This window comes from Halopolyspora algeriensis (assembly GCF_003337235.1).
GTDB lineage: Bacteria > Actinomycetota > Actinomycetes > Mycobacteriales > Pseudonocardiaceae > Haloactinomyces > Haloactinomyces algeriensis.
In genome coordinates, this window is the sequence record NZ_QPJC01000008.1 from 175,035 (window position 1) to 190,866 (window position 15,832).

At 67.9% G+C, this 15,832-nt stretch carries 14 protein-coding genes and 1 rRNA gene; 7 read left to right on the forward strand and 8 right to left on the reverse strand.

What is annotated here, in order from left to right; translation table 11 throughout:
• Positions 1-14: 14 nt before the first annotated feature.
• The 4 genes from pucD to DFQ14_RS14015 are packed head-to-tail and all read right to left on the reverse strand — an operon-like array spanning position 15 to position 5,129.
• Positions 15-2,339, reverse strand: coding sequence for a xanthine dehydrogenase subunit D (gene pucD, locus DFQ14_RS14000; protein WP_114453706.1), 2,325 nt, complete (start codon positions 2,337-2,339; stop codon positions 15-17).
• Positions 2,339-3,745: an 8-oxoguanine deaminase gene (locus DFQ14_RS14005; RefSeq protein ID WP_114453707.1), complete on the reverse strand. Its 1,407-nt coding sequence runs from the start codon at positions 3,743-3,745 to the stop codon at positions 2,339-2,341. Before DFQ14_RS14005 ends, pucD begins: the two co-directional genes overlap by 1 nt.
• The gene (locus DFQ14_RS14010) at positions 3,742-4,242 is read right to left on the reverse strand and encodes a (2Fe-2S)-binding protein (protein ID WP_114453708.1); all 501 of its coding nucleotides are present in this window, start codon (positions 4,240-4,242) and stop codon (positions 3,742-3,744) included. The genes DFQ14_RS14005 and DFQ14_RS14010 overlap by 4 nt, the downstream gene beginning before the upstream one ends.
• Positions 4,233-5,129 (reverse strand): FAD binding domain-containing protein, encoded by an 897-nt coding sequence (locus DFQ14_RS14015; RefSeq protein ID WP_114453709.1) that lies wholly within the window; start codon positions 5,127-5,129, stop codon positions 4,233-4,235. Before DFQ14_RS14015 ends, DFQ14_RS14010 begins: the two co-directional genes overlap by 10 nt.
• A gap of 262 nt (positions 5,130-5,391) precedes the next feature.
• Between DFQ14_RS14015 and DFQ14_RS14020 the strand changes: the two genes are divergently transcribed.
• From DFQ14_RS14020 to DFQ14_RS14035, 4 genes are all read left to right on the forward strand, one after another.
• Positions 5,392-6,918 carry a PucR family transcriptional regulator gene (locus DFQ14_RS14020; protein ID WP_114453746.1) on the forward strand — a complete coding sequence of 509 codons (1,527 nt, stop codon included), beginning with the start codon at positions 5,392-5,394 and terminating at the stop codon, positions 6,916-6,918.
• A 291-nt stretch (positions 6,919-7,209) separates the two neighbouring features.
• On the forward strand, positions 7,210-8,448 hold the full coding sequence (locus DFQ14_RS14025; RefSeq protein WP_114453710.1) for a type III PLP-dependent enzyme: 1,239 nt from the start codon (positions 7,210-7,212) through the stop codon (positions 8,446-8,448).
• A 76-nt stretch (positions 8,449-8,524) separates the two neighbouring features.
• Positions 8,525-8,938: an adenosylmethionine decarboxylase gene (gene speD / locus DFQ14_RS14030; protein WP_114453711.1), complete on the forward strand. Its 414-nt coding sequence runs from the start codon at positions 8,525-8,527 to the stop codon at positions 8,936-8,938.
• A 52-nt stretch (positions 8,939-8,990) separates the two neighbouring features.
• On the forward strand, positions 8,991-9,869 hold the full coding sequence (locus DFQ14_RS14035) for a spermidine synthase (RefSeq protein ID WP_114453747.1): 879 nt from the start codon (positions 8,991-8,993) through the stop codon (positions 9,867-9,869).
• Between the two features lie 195 nt (positions 9,870-10,064).
• On the opposite strand, the gene DFQ14_RS14040 is transcribed toward DFQ14_RS14035, so the two are convergent.
• Both DFQ14_RS14040 and DFQ14_RS14045 read right to left on the reverse strand, forming a co-directional pair.
• Positions 10,065-10,739 carry a spermine/spermidine synthase domain-containing protein gene (locus DFQ14_RS14040; protein ID WP_246195508.1) on the reverse strand — a complete coding sequence of 225 codons (675 nt, stop codon included), beginning with the start codon at positions 10,737-10,739 and terminating at the stop codon, positions 10,065-10,067.
• 61 nt (positions 10,740-10,800) lie between these two features.
• Entirely contained in the window at positions 10,801-11,946 is a 1,146-nt protein-coding gene (locus tag DFQ14_RS14045; protein ID WP_114453749.1) for a hypothetical protein, read from the reverse strand.
• Positions 11,947-12,055: 109 nt separating this feature from the next.
• On the opposite strand from DFQ14_RS14045, the gene rbsK reads away from it, so the two are divergent.
• Positions 12,056-12,982: a ribokinase gene (gene rbsK / locus DFQ14_RS14050; protein WP_114453712.1), complete on the forward strand. Its 927-nt coding sequence runs from the start codon at positions 12,056-12,058 to the stop codon at positions 12,980-12,982.
• A gap of 128 nt (positions 12,983-13,110) precedes the next feature.
• On the opposite strand, the gene DFQ14_RS14055 is transcribed toward rbsK, so the two are convergent.
• Positions 13,111-13,473: a histone-like nucleoid-structuring protein Lsr2 gene (locus tag DFQ14_RS14055; RefSeq protein ID WP_114453713.1), complete on the reverse strand. Its 363-nt coding sequence runs from the start codon at positions 13,471-13,473 to the stop codon at positions 13,111-13,113.
• A gap of 364 nt (positions 13,474-13,837) precedes the next feature.
• Here DFQ14_RS14055 and DFQ14_RS14060 point away from each other — a divergent pair, with 364 nt between their 5' ends.
• Positions 13,838-14,365, forward strand: a complete 528-nt coding sequence (locus DFQ14_RS14060; protein ID WP_246195507.1) for a histone-like nucleoid-structuring protein Lsr2 — start codon at positions 13,838-13,840, stop codon at positions 14,363-14,365.
• A gap of 341 nt (positions 14,366-14,706) precedes the next feature.
• On the opposite strand, the gene DFQ14_RS14065 is transcribed toward DFQ14_RS14060, so the two are convergent.
• Positions 14,707-14,922, reverse strand: a complete 216-nt coding sequence (locus tag DFQ14_RS14065; RefSeq protein WP_246195506.1) for a hypothetical protein — start codon at positions 14,920-14,922, stop codon at positions 14,707-14,709.
• Between the two features lie 545 nt (positions 14,923-15,467).
• Here DFQ14_RS14065 and DFQ14_RS14070 point away from each other — a divergent pair.
• Positions 15,468-15,832: ribosomal RNA gene (locus DFQ14_RS14070) — 16S ribosomal RNA — on the forward strand; the annotation flags it as partial.

A 15,832-nucleotide genomic window follows, 5' to 3' on the forward strand; every position in this document is an offset into this window, starting at 1 on the left:
AAGTCCCGGAGGAATTACCGGGGAATGTCGGCGATGATGTGTTCCGGTGCGACCGGGGTGTGGGTCAGCGCCTTGCCGGTGGCCGCGCGGATCGCGGCGACGACGGCGGGGGTCGACGAAATCGTCGGCGGTTCCCCGACGCCACGCACACCGTAGGGCGAGTTCGGGTCGGCGCGTTCGATGACGTCGATGTTCATCGGCGGCATGTCCAGGATCGTGGGGATGAGGTAGTCGGTGAACGACGCGTTGCGGATGGTGCCGCCGTCGACCCGGATCTCCTCCATCACCGCAAGCCCCAGTCCCTGCGCGGAACCGCCCTGGATCTGACCGATGACGGCTTCGGGGTTCATCGCCTTGCCGACGTCCTGGGAACAGTCGAGCTGAACCACCTTGACCAGGCCGAGTTCGGTGTCCACGTCGACCACCGCCCGGTGCGCGGAGAAGGCGTGCTGGACCTGCGCGCGCTCACTGGTGCCGAGTTCCTCGTCCAGCGGGTAGGTCTCGCGGTGGTGGTACTCGCGGGTTTCCTCGATCACGTCGTCACCGATCACGTCGGCGAGGTCGGCGAGTACCCCGGTGGCCGAGGAGACGACCTTGCCGCCGGACAACGAGAGATCTCCGATGCTCTCCCCGGAACGTGCCGCCACGCGCTGCAGCAGGACGTCCCGGACGGCTTCGCAGGCGTTGCGGACCGCGCCGCCGGTGACGTAGGTCTGCCGCGACGCCGAACTCGAACCGGCCGGGCCGACATCGGTGTCGTTGGGATGGATGTTGACCCGCTCCACACCGAGTTCGGTACGGGCGATCTGCTGTTGCACGGTGACCAGGCCCTGACCCACCTCGGCGGCCGCGGTGTGCACCACCGCCAGCGGTTCGCCGCCGATGATCTGCAGCCGCACGCGGGCGGTGGAGTAGTCGTCGGCGCCTTCGGCGTAGCAGATGTTCTTGATGCACACCCCGTAGCCGATGCCCCGGACGACTCCTTCGCCGTGGGTGGTGTTGGAAGCACCGCCGGGCAGATCGCGGATGTCGGCCGGTGCGGAGTCGTGCTCGGCGGGAAGGGGAAGCCGCCTGACCCGATCCAGGAGCTCGGCCACGGGAGCGGGATAGTCCAGTACCTGGCCGGTGGGGGTGGTGCCGCCCTGACTGAGGGCATTGCGGATGCGCACCTCGACCGGGTCCATGCCCAGGGCGTCGGCGAGCTTGTCCATCTGGGCCTCGTAGGCCAGCGCGGGCTGCACCGCACCCAGGCCGCGCATCGCACCGCACGGCGGGTTGTTGGTGTAGAGTCCCCAGCCCTCGATCCGGACGTTGGGCACGGCATAGGGACCGATGCCGAGAGTGGTGCCGTTGCCGACCACGACCGGTGTCTTCGACGCGTACGCACCACCGTCGAAGTACAGCGTCGCCCTGACGTAGACCAGATCCCCGTCGCGGGTGGCGCCGTGCTCGTAATACATCTTGGCCGGGTGCCGGTGCACGTGGCCGTGGAAGGACTCCTCCCGGTCGTAGACCATCTTGACCGGTTTGCCGGTGTGCAGCGCGAGCATGCTGCAGTGGACCTGGATGGACAGGTCCTCGCGGCCACCGAACGCCCCACCGACCCCGGACATGGTCATCCGGACCTTCTCCGGGGGCAGGCCCAGGGCCTGCGCGGTCTGCTTGCGGTCGGAATGCAGGTCCTGGGTGGCCAGGTAGAGGTCGACACCGCCGTCGGGGGCGGGGACGGCCAGGCCGGCCTCGGGACCGAGGAAGGCCTGGTCCTGCATGCCGAGCGTGTACAAGCCGGAGACGACGACGTCGGCGGAGGCCTCGGGGTCGCCCTTGACGATCGGTTGGTGGCGGACCACGTTGCCGCCGGGGTGCAGTTCCGGCAGCGTCGTGTCGTGCGCGGCGAGCTCGGGGTCGGTGATCGGTTCCAGCACCTCGTAGTCGACCTCGATGCGCTCCATCGCACGCCGCGCGGTCTCCGGGTGGTCGGCGGCCACGAGCGCCACCGCCTCACCCCGGTACCGCACCACGTCCACGGCGAGCACCGGCTGGTCGACGATCTTCAGGCCGTAGAGGTTCTCGCCCGGGACATCGGAGTGGGTCAGCACCGCATACACCCCGGGGGTCGCCAGGGCGGGGCCGATGTCGATCGAACGGATCCTGGCGTAGGGGTGCGGGCTGCGCAGCGTCGCTCCCCAGAGCATGTCCTCGGCCCACAGGTCGGAGGCATAGGCGTATTCGCCGCGCACCTTCAACGCACCGTCCGGGCGTGTCGGGGACTCACCGATCCCGCCCGCGATGGAATCGTCGAGGTCCTGCGGACTGCGTGCGGGTGCATGGTCGCTCATCACGCCACCTCCTGGTCGGTGCTGCGGAACCGGGCGAGTTGCGTACTGGCCCGGCGAAGTTCGTGGGTGAGGTCGGTTTCCGAAACCGGCACGAGGCGTCCGTCGTCGACCACCGGTTCGCCGCCGCACAGCAGGCGCTCGAGCCGGGGGAGCGGGCCGAGCACCAGCGCGGCGACCGGATCGTCGATACCCGCGTGTCCGAGCCCGTCGAGCCGCCACACCGCGATGTCGGCGAGCTTGCCCGGTTCCAGCGAGCCGAGTTCCGCCTCGCGGCCGAGGCACCGTGCTCCCCCGCGCGTGCCCAGCCACAGTGCCTCGCGGACCCCGAGTGACTGCGGCCCGTGGTGTGCCCGGGAGGTCAGCAGTGCCTGGCGGAGTTCGTCGCCGAGGCGGCCGGACTCGTTCGAGGCCACCCCGTCGACGCCGAGGCCGACGGGGGCGCGGGCGTCCAGCAGGGGGCGCACCGGTGCGACACCGGCTCCGAGGCGGCCGTTCGAACTCGGGCAGTGCGCCAGGCCGGTACCGGTCTCGCCGAACCGCCGCACGGCCTCCTCGGACAGGTGCACGCCGTGGGCGAACCAGACGTCCGCTCCGAGCCATCCCAGCTGCTCGGCGTACTCGGCGGGGGTGCAGCCGAACTCGGCCAGGCACTGCTCGTGCTCGTCGAGGGTCTCGGCCAGGTGCGTGTGCAGGCGCACCCCGTGGGAGCGGGCGAGTTCGGCCGCCGAGCGCATCAGTTCGGTGCTGACCGTGAACGGTGAGCACGGGCCCACCGCGATGCGGATTCGCGCCTCGGGCGCCGGGTCGTGGAAACGCCCGATCGCGTCCTCGGTGCCGCTCAGTGCCGAGTCGATGTCCTCGACGACCGAGTCCGGCGGCAGGCCACCGTTGCTGCGTCCCCGGTCCATGGATCCACGCACCGCGTGCAGCCGGACACCGACGCGGTCGGCGGCGGAGACGACCGCCCCGAGCACGTCACCGCCGTTGCGGGGAAAGACGTAGTGGTGATCGGCGACGGTGGTGCACCCGGACAGCGCCGTCCAACCGAGCCCGGCCGAGGCCGCCGCGTGGGTGATCTCCTCGTCGAGCCCCGCCCATACCGGGTAGAGCGCGGTGAGCCAGTCGAACAGCGTCGCATCGGCCGCGTATCCGCGCGTGGCCCATTGATAGAGGTGATGATGCGTGTTGACCAGGCCCGGTGTGAGCACGCAGCCGCGGCCGTCGATACGTCGCACGGGCGCGTCCTGCGCCGGTGCCGTGCCGGGGCCGACATCCAGGATGCGGTCACCGTCGATGACCAGGTATCCCTCGGAGTGCTCGCTGCCGATGTGCGTTCCGGCGTGTTCCGGGGCGTCGACGGTGACGACCGCCGCCCCCTCGATCACGGTGCGCGGGTGGCCGGTCATGCGTCCGTCTTTCCCGATCGGGAGGCCTCGGACGAGGCCCGGCGGTCCGCGGCCAGGCGCACCGCGTCCATGATCTTCTCGTAGCCGGTGCAGCGGCACAGGTTGCCCGCCAGCGACTCGCGGATCTCGGCATCGGACGGGTGGGGGACGCGGTTGACGAGGTCGTCGGTGGCCACCAGCAGCCCGGGGGTGCAGAACCCGCACTGCACGGCACCGGCCTCCACGAAGGATTCCTGCACGGCACCGAGCCCGTCACCCTCGGCGAGCCCCTCCACGGTGCCGACCTCACGCCCGGCGGCCTGGCCGGCCGCCACGAGACAGGCGCAGGCGGGAACACCGTCCAGGTAGACGGTGCACGAACCGCACTCACCCTGTTCGCAGGCGTTTTTGGAGCCCGGTAGGCCGAGCCGCTCGCGCAGGACGTAGAGCAGGCTCTCGCCTTCCCAGACGTCGTCGGCCTCGCACTGCCTGCCGTTGACGGTGAAACTCAGGCGCATTCCGGCCTCCCGGTGCTCGACGGGTGATTGCGGTATTCGTCCCAGACCCAGCCCAGGGTTCGGCGAGCCATGACGCCCAGCGCGTGGGTGCGGTAGTCGGCTGTGCTGCGGACATCGTCGATCGGCGAGGCCGCCCGGGCGACGAGGTCACCGAATTGCCGGACGACCGAGTCGTCCAGCGGCCGGGGCGAGTCCCACTGGCCGGAGTCGGCCAGCTCGCCGGACAGGAACTCCTCGGCCTCGATGGCGCGCAGCGGTGTGGGCGCGGCCGATCCCAGACCGGTGCCCACGCGCTGCCGTTCGGGATGCAGCGCGATCGCGAACGTGCACACCGCGATGACCATGGCATTGCGCGTACCGATCTTGGAGAACTGTTGCGCACCGGTCGCCGGTGCGATGTGCACGGCCGAGATCAGCTCGTCGGAGGCCAGCGCATGGCGCTTGACGCCGGTGAAGAACTCCTCCACCGGCAGCAGGCGCGTTCCGCGTACCGACTCCACCTCGACCTCGGCGCCGGAGGCGAGCAGTGGTGGATGCCCGTCGCCGGCCGGTGATGCCGAGGCGAGGTTTCCCCCGAGCGTGCCCCGGTTGCGGATCTGGGGGGACCCCACGGTCCGCGCGGCTATGGCCAGGCCGGGCAGCCGGTCACCGAGCTCGTCGATCAGGCGTGTGTAGGGCAGCCCTGCCCCGATCCGCAGCTTGCCCCCGTGTTCGGACCAGCTTGCCAGTTCGTCGATGCCGGTCAGGTCCAGCAGGCTCGTGGGGCGCCGGTGATCGAAATTGATTTCGACCATGACGTCGGTGCCGCCCGCGATCGGGGTCGCGTCGGGGTGGTGGGCCTTGGCCTCGAGTGCATCTCGCCAGGACGTCGGACGGAGGAAATCCACATCATTCTCCAGACAGCGCAGAGCCGGTCACGGATGTGAGTCAGTACACAGGCACCGGGGCAGGATTGACTAGCGGTGAAACCCATGAAGCAGGCCGGTTCCGCACGGCACGCATTGGTATCTTTCTACAAAGACCTCGCTCACGCTGGCGGTGCCTGCGGGAGGGTGGACGGTTTCGAGGGAAACCGCACCCCTTCCGGCCGATCGGAGACGCTCCCGCACGATCCGCCTGCGTGGCTACTCGGTGCTGTACGGTGCGCGGATGCTGCTACGTGATCTCCTGGACGATCCGGGGCTCGGGCTGACCCTCCTGGCCGGCCGGGAGCAGATGGACCGGCCTGTCCGCGGGATCTACATCACCGACCTCATCGACCCCAGGCGGTACCTGCACGGCGGGGAGCTGGTGCTCAGCGGGTTGGTGTGGCACACCGGTCCCGCCGATTCGGAGCGGTTCGCCGCTGCACTGGCCGACGCGGGGGTGGCCGCGCTGGTCGCGGGCACGGCCCGCCTCGGCAGCGCTCCTCCCGACCTGGTCGAGGCGTGTGCCCGGCACCGGGTGCCGATGCTCGAAGTACCCGTGTCGGTCAGTTTCAACACGCTGTCCGAGCGTGTGTGGCGCGCAGGCAATCCGATGTCCCCATCGAGGCGCGAGCTGGTCGACGCGGTGGCCGCGGGGGCGGATCTGGAACAGGTACTCGCGATGGCCGCCACGGAACTGGGGACCGACTGCTGGGTGTTGTCGGCCGCAGGGGCGGTGGTCGGCGGGCGCGGTGAACTGCCCGAGAAGTCCCGGAGCGCTCTCGTCCGCGAATTCCTCGCTTCCGGAGCTCTGCCCGGAACGGTTCGCCCCGCCGCAGGTGCCTCCGGCACCTCGTTCGTGCTGTGGCCGATCGGCTCCGACGCCGAGTCGCGCCTCGCCCGGTGGTTCGCCGTACTGCTGGATGCGCAGCAGTACCGAAGCACCGATCGAGAGGCGGTCGCCGCCGACCTCGCCACGGCGGTCGCCCTGCTGCGATCGAGGAAGCAAGAGGGGCGTCAAGCCGCGAGCCGCTCGGTACAGGCGGCGCTGCACCGCTTGCTCGAGGGCTCGGCGAGTTCTTCGGAGTTCGCGGCTCGCCTCGATGCGGCAGGCCTTCCGGTGGGTGAGCCGCTGCGCGTGGTGGCACTCGACGTGGACGGGTACGGCGAACTGGCGACGACCCTCCTGAGGGAGATCGCTGCCGCCACCGGAGTCGCATCGGTGACCGCCCCGTTGGATCACGGGGCACTCGCGGTGTTCGCCGGCGACCGCTGCGGACTCGCGGGGCTCGATCGGAGCCTGCACCGCACGATGGAGGACCTCGAATACGGCACGGGAGAGCTGCGGCTGACGATGGGCGTCAGTGACATCAGCGAGGCCGTCGGGTTGCGTGGCGCCATCGAGGAAGCCCGCCATGCCCGGAATCTGGCCGCGCACCGGTCGAGCCGGTGCGGCATCGCCGCCGCCGCCGAACTCGCCACGCACCAGGTGCTGCTGGCGTCGGCAACCGACGATCTCCGCCGTTCCTACCGGCAGCGTGTCCTGTCGAGACTCCTCGCCTACGACGAGACACATCACTCGGACCTGGTGCTGACGCTGCGGACGTTTCTGGAATGCTCGGGCTCTTGGTCGCGTTGTGCCAAACGCCTGCATGTTCACGTCAACACACTGCGATATCGCATCAGGCGGGTCGAGGAGATCACCGGCCGCGACTTGGGTGATTTCACCACCCGCGTGGATTTCTACCTCGCGCTACAACTGCATACGTGAGCCCGCCCTGCAGCATTCCCGGCGGCAGTCGACTCCTCCCGGCAGAGCATCCTCCGGTCCGGTGATGCGCGCTCTCCCGGGAGCGTGGTGGTGACCTTCGTGGTGTCAGTGGTCACATCCGTGTCCGCTGTCCGGGGGAAGCGGTGCCGGTGGTTCGAAATCCACTGTCCGAAAGCGGTACTGTTCATGTCCGGCGCACGGTAGTGCCCGCGGCACGGATCTGGCGCGGACCGGCCGGAAGCCGACCTGTGTGTTGACCATTCGCACGGTTGAGGAACGGAGGTACCGGGATTGACCGACCTGTCCGCCACCATCGGTGTGACGGACCGCCCGAGTGGAACCGGTGCCGCCCGGCACCTCGTATCCGAACGCCCCGCGCTCGAACGGATCAGTGACTTCCTGGCCCGGCAGACCCCCGCGACCCCGTGCCTGGTACTGGACCTCGCCACGGTTCGTGACCGCTATGCCGGGCTGCGGTCGGCGCTTCCCGACGCCCGGATCCATTACGCGGTCAAGGCCAATCCCGAACCGCAAGTGGTGGAGGAACTGGCCGCGCTCGGTGCCTCGTTCGATGTCGCCAGCCCCGGAGAGATCGACCTGTGCCTGGCACGGGGAGCCTCGCCCGAGTCGATCTCCTACGGCAACACCATCAAGAAACGCTCCGACATCGCGCGCGCGCACGACCGCGGTGTGCGCCTGTTCGTCACCGACAGCGAACCGGACCTGGACAACATCGCCGCGGCGGCCCCCGGTGCGCGGGTCTTCTGCCGAATCGCAGTGGACAACAAGGGGTCCCGGACCCCGTTCGGCCGTAAGTTCGGCTGCCCTCCGGAAACCGCGGTGCGGCTGTTGCACCGTGCCCGGCAACTCGGGCTGGAGCCGTACGGGGTCTCGTTCCACATCGGATCCCAGCAGCTCGATCCAGGGGCGTGGGAACACGGCATCGCCGCCGCACACGAGGTCTTCGAAGGCCTGGCCGGGTATGGCATCACGATGCGCATGGTCAACCTGGGCGGTGGCCTTCCCGCCGCTTACACGCAGCCGGTACCTCCCCTGCGCGAGTACGCGACGCGGATCGAGGAAGCCCTGGACCGGTACTTCGGCTCCGACCGCCCGGAGCTGCTGATCGAGCCGGGCAGGCATCTCGTCGGCGACGCGGGCGTGCTCCGCGGTGAGGTCGTGCTCGCCACTCCCGAAACCGGGAGTGAGCGCCGCTGGGTCTACCTGGACATCGGCCGCTACAACGGGCTGGCCGAGACCGAGGGAGAGGCCATCACCTACCGGCTGCGGACCTCGCGGGACGGGGATCCCACCGGGCCGGTCGTGCTGGCCGGACCCACCTGCGACGGCGACGACGTGCTCTACGAGAGCACCGGTTACGAACTCCCGATGACGCTGCGCGCGGGCGACTGGGTGGATCTGCTCAGCGCCGGCGCCTATACCGCCAGTTACTCCTCGGTGGGCTTCAACGGATTCGCGCCGTTGCCCACTTATTGCCTCGACGGTGACGAGCGAACCGAGCGATCCTGACCGCCGCACTCGCGGCGGTGGGGCAGTTTGCCCGAGTTTCCCGAGTGGAATCTGCGAAATGTTGGGAGGTCGATAGATGTCAATTGATGCCGGAGCCCTGCAGGCCGAAGCCGTCGGACTGTTCGCCGGACAGCACGTCCTCGCGGAACTGGAGGGCATTGATCCGGAACTGCTCGATGACGAGCAGTTCCTGCGGGACACGCTGGACAGCGCATTGCACCGCTCGCGGGCAACGGTGTGCCAAGTGATCGCACAGCGGTTCGAACCCCAGGGCGTCACGGTGCTGGCACTGCTGTCGGAGTCCCACGCTTCGCTGCATACATACCCGGAAGATGGTTCGATCTTCATCGACGTGTTCACCTGTGGCAATCGGGCACAGCCGGAGCAGGCGGTGCACCTGTTGGCGGAGGCACTCAGCCCGTCCTCGGTGACCACGCAGACAATCCGGCGCGGCCGTGACCACGGCACCGAATTCGTTTCCCAGAGGTGACGTGGTGACCACGGCCGGGGCGCGCCACAGGGACGTCGACAAGGAGCGGAAGTTGATCGAGCTCGACGGGCAACGCTGGGTTCAGGAGTCGCTGGGTGCCGACATGCGGCGGCTCTGGCGAGTGGACGAAGTGCTGTGGGAGGACGACACCTCCTACCAGCATGTGCTGATCGGCCGTACAGGTCAGGGGATCTCCCTGTTCTGCGACAACGATCGCCAGAGCACCGAGTTCTCACAAATCGTCTACCACGAGGCGATGATGGTTCCGGGCTTTCTGCTGGCGGAGAAAATCGACAACGTGCTGATCGTCGGGTCCAGTGAGGGCGTGGCGAGCAGGATGGCCGTCGATGCCGGGGCCACCAGGGTGGACCACGTCGACATCGACCAGGAGTGCGTCCGCGCCTGTGCCGAGCACCTGCCGTACGGCTACACCCCCACCGAGCTCGCCGAAGTGGAGCGGGGTGAGGGTGCGGTCCGGCTGCACTACGCGGATGGTTGGAGCTTCCTGGAACAGGCGCTCGGCCGCGGCGATCGCTACGACCTCATCGTGGTCGACCTTCCCGACGAGAGTGCGGAGGAGGCCGACAGCCAGCACAACCGGTTGTACGGTGTGGAATTCATCCGGCGTTGCCATGCGGTGCTGGCTCCCGGCGGGGTGATCGGATTCCAGGCGGGCAGCCCTACGGTGTGGCGCAATACCACCCTCGTGCGGGCCTACAACCGCTTCCGGACCGTGTTCGACACCGTGACGTACTTCGGTTCGGACGAGCACGAGTGGTCGTTCCTGTTCGGGCGGGTCGAGCAACTCGACGATCCGGTCAACGTCATGCTCGAAGCGCTGCCCCAATGTTCGTACCAGCCGGCTTCGCTGGACGATGCCACTCTGATCGGCTCCACCGTGCCCCCGTACTCGGTGCGCCACCAGGACTGACGCCCAGCCGAAGACGAGCCTGCGGGGTGCGGCCGGTCCTGCCGGGAATCCGAATCCGCACCCTGCACGCGGGCCCGGAGAAGAAGTGGGCGGTGGCCGTGGCGATCGGTCCGGGCGTGGTGGAACCCGGCCCGTCCGGTGGTGCCGGTGCGGGCTCGCCGATCACCGGTTCGGGGAAATCGCCTTTGCTGCTGCCTACACGCGTCGCCCGACGTAGAGGTGGTATGTCGTGGAGTGGCGACCGAGCATCACCGGAATGGTCAGTTCCTCGACCGCTTCGAACACGTCCCGCATGGCCGCTTCGAGTTCGGGTGCAGGGTCGGCCGACCAGATCGCCGTGACACCGTACGGCGACAGAGTCTCGTGGCAGACGGCGAGAAAGTCGCTGCTGTACACCGCCGCATTGGCCGTGTAGACCAGATAGCCGGGACCGTTGTCGACATCGAGCAGGATGGCCTCCACCGAGGAAGGCGCCTGATCGGCGATGAGCTCGGTGATCTCTCCGGTCACGAGCTCGACGCGTTCGTCCTCGATCGCCACGGTGTCGGGAATGAGCCCTCGACGATGCCAGTCGACGATCGCGGACTCGATCTCGGCCACCCGAACCCGGCTGACCCGGCGGTCGGCCAGCACCTCCTGCAGTGTGAATCCGAGGCCGAGTCCCCCGATCAATACCCGGATCGGTGCGGTTGCCGCACGGACGCCCGCGGAAGCGTAGTAGGCCTCGAGGGTTGTCGTGGCCAGCAGCCGTTCCGTTGCCGTGTGCACGGTGTCCATCACGAACACGCCGTTGACTCGCAACTCCAGCGCCCCGTCGTCGCCGCGCCGGATCAGAACGGTCTCGCCGCGCTCCGTGGCGGCACGTGCCACACAATCACCGTGCACTCTCGACTCCTTGATCGGGATCGGCGGACACGAGTGTCGGAAGTGCTCACAGGAAATACGGATGCAGTCCCTCGGAAGGTGAGGTCGCATCCTCCGGCTGCACCCGGAACCACTGCTCGAAGGCGAGTCCGCGCACGCGCAGCGCCTCCTCGACCTCGCTGACCCGAGCCTGCGAGATCTCGGTGGCGGGATCGCCGGATTCGGCGCCGGAAACCAGCGGAAAATCCACCTCGTAGAGTTCCCCGTAACCGACGTCGGCAAAAGCGCGGTCGGCGAAGGCGGCGAACAGGGGCTCGCTTTGCTCCCACTCCAGCAACTCGGCCGCCTCCAGCACCACCCGCGCCTCGTTGATCAGCAGTTGCAGTGCCAGGGATTCGGCCACGCAACGAGGTGGTGTCCACGAGCGTGCGGTCAGCCGGGCTGCCACCGCTGCCGACGACAGCAGCAGTGCGCGGGCGAATCGCGAGTCGTAGCGATGCTGGTAGCAGGGGGGAAGCTCCTCCAGAACCAGCAGCCCCACAGCCTCGCTCACGGTGGCGTCGTTGATCGTCAGCGCGAGTTCGTCGTAGAAGAGCTCGTCGGTCACCACGCTCACGGCGTGGATGAGCGCACCCGCGGCCATCCGGGCCCGCTCCGGATCGGCTTCGCCGGAGCGGGCGAAGACCGAGGAGTCGAATGCACGCAGCCGGGGGGCGAGATCGGCGAGCTTGCCCCGCCAGTTCTCGCTTTCCAGTGCGGAGACATCCGGGATCGAGGCCTCCGAACCCTCCAGCGCCTCGTCCACCGCGGCTTCCAGAGCGGCGTCGACCTCGTCCCCGGACGCCCCGGATCCTTCGGAAGCCGCCGCAAGACTCTGGTTGAACTCGTCCTCGGTGATGCGGACCTCGGACCGCGCGACGGTCCAGTTCGCCAGCTGCTCACTTTCGGCGATCAGTTCGTCGAGCACCTGTGCCGCGGCTTCCTCGGCGGTACGCAGCGACGGAGCATCCAACGCAAGCATCACCGCCACGCCTTCGGCATCTGCGTTGATCCGGTAGTCCAGGACGTCGATCTCCTCGTCCCGAGGACCGGTGACGCCCTCGACCCGGCCGAGCTGGCGGTCGAGCAGGGATGTCACCCCCTCCTGCTGCAGCTCGTCCAATCCCGTGGCCTGAACCGGCGGCTGAAGGGCCGCCGTGACTACGTAATCCACCCTGTTTCGCCTTTCGGACCGGTTGTCGGGCATGGTACGTGCCCACCGGCGAATGCGTCGTACTCCGGCTCTCCTGCCCGGGGGAGTCGGTATCGGCAATCATGGGCACATGACCGTGAATGGCGAGGCGCCGACCGTGACGGTGTTCGGCAGTTGCAATATGGATCTGGTCGCCTATGTCGCGACCCCGCCGCAGCGGGGTGAAACCGTGCACGGGCGGGAATTCCGCACCGTCTCCGGAGGCAAGGGGGCCAACCAGGCCATCGCGGCGGCCCGGGCCGGAGCGCACACCGCCATGGTCGGGGCCGTGGGGGCCGACGAATTCGGCGCGCGGATCCGGGAGACCCTGCAGAGGTGTGCTGTCGATACCCGAGGGCTGCGTGAAGTGCCGGGCCACAGCGGTACCGCGCACATCGTGGTCGACGACGCCGGCGGGAACTCGATTATCGTGATCCCGGCGGCGAACGGAACCGTCACTGCGCCGGCGGAAGGCGACGAGGAGCGAATTGCCGCCTCACAGAGCCTGCTGTTGCAATTGGAGATCCCACTCGACGGGGTGACTGCCGCGGCCGAAACGGCACGGCGGCACGGCGTGCCGGTCGTATTGACTCCGGCCCCCGCCGTGGAACTCCCCGCGAGCGTTCTGGACCGGGTCGATGTGCTGGTACCGAACGAGCACGAGGCCGCCGTGCTGACCGGACACCATGATCCGGAACAGGCGATGCGGGACTTGCTGAAACGGGTCCCCGAAGTCGTGATCACCATGGGCGATCGCGGGTCGTTCTACGGCAACAGGGCCGGTGACCGGATCGACATGCCCGCATATCCGGCACGGGCGGTCGACACCACGGCTGCGGGCGACACTTTCGTCGGCGTACTCAGCGTGGCCGTGGCCACGGGCGTACAGCGGCGGGAAGCGTTGCGGCGGGCCTCGGCTGCCTCCGCACTGTCGGTGCAGCGAAACGGTGCGAGTAGTTCGATGCCGACGGCGCGGGAAGTGGACGAGTTCCTGGCTGCCGCGACCGGCGATCGGTAATGTCGGCTTGGGCGGAGCCTCCGGGCACGGTGTGCCCGTGGGATTCCGCTGCTGCGGCGAGTTCCGGGCGCGGGCGACCGGGAGAGCTGCCGAATCCGAGCCCGGCCGCCCGCGCGGCGTCGGCCGCGTTATTTCGCTTTGTTGTAAGCGTCCACGATTTCCGCGGGAATACGACCGCGGTCGGAAACCTGCATGCCCTGCTCCCTGGCCCATTCGCGAATGGCCTGATTGCGTTCGCGGTCGGCCGTGTTGGGGCTCGATGCCGTCTTGCCTGCCTTGGAGGTTTTCCCCGCTTTGCCGCCACTTCGCTTGCGACCACCGATCCGGCGGCTGCCGGCGACATAGGCTGCCAGCGCGTCACGGAGTTCGGCGGCGTTGTCGGCCGACAGATCAATCGCGTAGTCGACTCCGTCCAGGCCGAACTCGACAGTGGACTCGGCCTCCGAGCCGTCGACGTCGTCCACAAGCTGAACGGTGACCTTCTGCGCCACTGGTGCACCTCGATTTCGGGTCGCTTTTCTCGGTCGTCGTATACCTTACGCCGAACGGTGCGGGAACAATAAACGACTACTGTGGCGCTCCGCGGGTGATGTGGTTCCGCACGGAGCGGAGGAGTGCGGCGGATCCGGGGTATCGGTACCGGTGAGCGTATTGCGTGAGATTGCTCGCGTCATTCCGGTGAGAGTTCCGATGGTTTCCTCCGATCGAAGTGCTCGCCCGCAAGTCGCCGATTGGGTGCCGAGAGGTCTGCGGGTGGTTCCCGGCCGGCTGTGTGCCTGTTCTACGGTGGAGCCGAGACACCTGCGAGGCGACGTGATATAAACGGAACCAGGATTGCAGGAGTCTCGCCTGCAAGTGTCGCGGATCGAGGCGGGCACGTTCCCGAGACAGGTGATCATGGCCGAGCGGATTCAGGTCGAACTCGTCGACGACATCGACGGGTCCCGAGCGCAGCAGACAGTCACATTCGCGCTGGACGGCATCGCGTATGAAATCGACCTGAGCGAACGACACGCTCAGCAGTTGCGTTCGGTGTTCGAGCCCTATATCGAACACGCCAGAACCCCGGAACGCACCTCGCGTACCACCCGCCAGCAGGAGCGGGAAGAGCGCCGTGCCCGGCAGGCGAACCGTCAGCTCACCGAGCAGATTCGTGGAGCCGCGCAGCGCTCCCGGGAGCGTTTGAGCCAGCAGGCTCGGGACAAGGAGCCGGCCGAGCAGGATTCGAACGTGGATGCGGCGGTCGAGGAGGAGGTCCCGGCCCCACAGGAGGAGACCATCCTCGGCGATCGGCATTCCGCTTCCGAACGGGAAACGGAGCCCCCCGACGAGCAGCGGGTCCCCGCCGTCGCGCTTCCGCAGTTCTCGTCGGCAGCGGACTGATTCGGCGCTTTGGTCCGCCGGAGCGCCGAGCGGGGTTCACCCTGTCCGGGATCCGCCTTCCCCGTGTGCTCGGCCACTCGCCCGGGGCTTTCGTCCTGCGGCTTCGTCCGGGGAGTTCGGTGCTCCTTCACGGACTGACCGCGGTCCGGTGGACGGTCGCCGCGTGAACGCGCATCGAGCTGGCTCTGCCGGGCCGGATGTGGCACCCGTGATGTGCCGGACCTGTCCGGACGGTTTCCTGCGTCGAAAAGGGCCTGCCTGCTGACAACCCCTGCCATCGAGAGCCGCACCGCGCCAATGGACACGGTGCGGCCGTGAATGGCAGAGATCGCTGCCTGTGGTCAGTCCTCGGCGCGATGTCTACGACCGCCGCTGCGCCCCGATGCTCTCCGCGGCCGGCTTTCGGACTGTTCCTGCGAGTGCTCGGTCTGCTCGTCGAGGGAGGAGACGAACTCCGGCGGGGCACTCGTGTCCCAGTGGTCGGCTTCCGGATCGATCAGCGTTTTCTGCAGTTCGGTGTAGATCGGTGTCGAGTCCACAGCTACCCCCGTTCTCACGGTCGGACTCCCGAGGTTACCTGCAGGTGGCGGCAGAAACCGAAGGCCGGCCGGTGATTACTCGAACGTGCGTCATGCGCCGGGCGGGGGCATCGGCATGGTCGTCTCATCGACCGCCTCCCGTCCGTTGTTGGGAAAGGGGCGGTGCACTGGGGTTTTGTGCTGTTGTGGGGGGTGGGTGCGCGGGGGTGTGCGGCGGTGGTGTAGATTTTTCGTTGTCAGCACGGAACGAGCCGGTGTCAGCCGGATCGGGTGTTGGCAAGCCCCCTGGCTTTTTCGAATGTCGGGGCTTGTTAATATGAGCATCGGTCTGGCCGGGCGGTGTCCGGTTGCGGGTATGAGACCCCGATTTGATCGGAGTTATCCGGTTCGGTTAGACTGTACTTACGACGCGCTTTGGGGCGTGGCCTGCCTGTGGTGGGTGTGTTCTTTGAGAACTTGACAGTGTACCGATGGTTCGGTGTGTTTGTGCGGAACCGTTTTTTGGTTTTTTCCGGTGCATCCTGCCCGGTGTGGGTGGGGTGTGCTGCTGGGATTGTTTTTCCGTGATGGAGAGCTTGATCCTGGCTCAGGACGAACGCTGGCGGCGTGCTTAACACATGCAAGTCGAACGCTGAAGCCCCTTTCGGGGGGTGGATGAGTGGCGGACGGGTGAGTAACACGTGGGCAATCTGCCCCGTACTTCGGGATAAGCCTCGGAAACGAGGTCTAATACCGGATAGGACATCGTGTCGCATGGCGCGGTGTGGAAAGTTGCGGCGGTACGGGATGAGCCCGCGGCCTATCAGCTGGATGGTGGGGTCACGGCCCACCATGGCGACGACGGGTAGCCGGCCTGAGAGGGTGACCGGCCACACTGGGACTGAGACACGGCCCAGACTCCTACGGGAGGCTGCAGTGAGGAATCTTG

Bases quoted from the DNA above. Each gene is read 5' to 3' on its own strand.
- pucD (WP_114453706.1), bottom strand. From the start codon at position 2,339: ATGAGCGACCATGCACCCGCACGCAGTCCGCAGGACCTCGACGATTCC.
- DFQ14_RS14005 (WP_114453707.1), bottom strand. From the start codon at position 3,745: ATGACCGGCCACCCGCGCACCGTGATCGAGGGGGCGGCGGTCGTCACC.
- DFQ14_RS14010 (WP_114453708.1), bottom strand. From the start codon at position 4,242: ATGCGCCTGAGTTTCACCGTCAACGGCAGGCAGTGCGAGGCCGACGAC.
- DFQ14_RS14020 (WP_114453746.1), top strand. From the start codon at position 5,392: ATGCTGCTACGTGATCTCCTGGACGATCCGGGGCTCGGGCTGACCCTC.
- speD (WP_114453711.1), top strand. From the start codon at position 8,525: ATGTCAATTGATGCCGGAGCCCTGCAGGCCGAAGCCGTCGGACTGTTC.
- rbsK (WP_114453712.1), top strand. From the start codon at position 12,056: ATGACCGTGAATGGCGAGGCGCCGACCGTGACGGTGTTCGGCAGTTGC.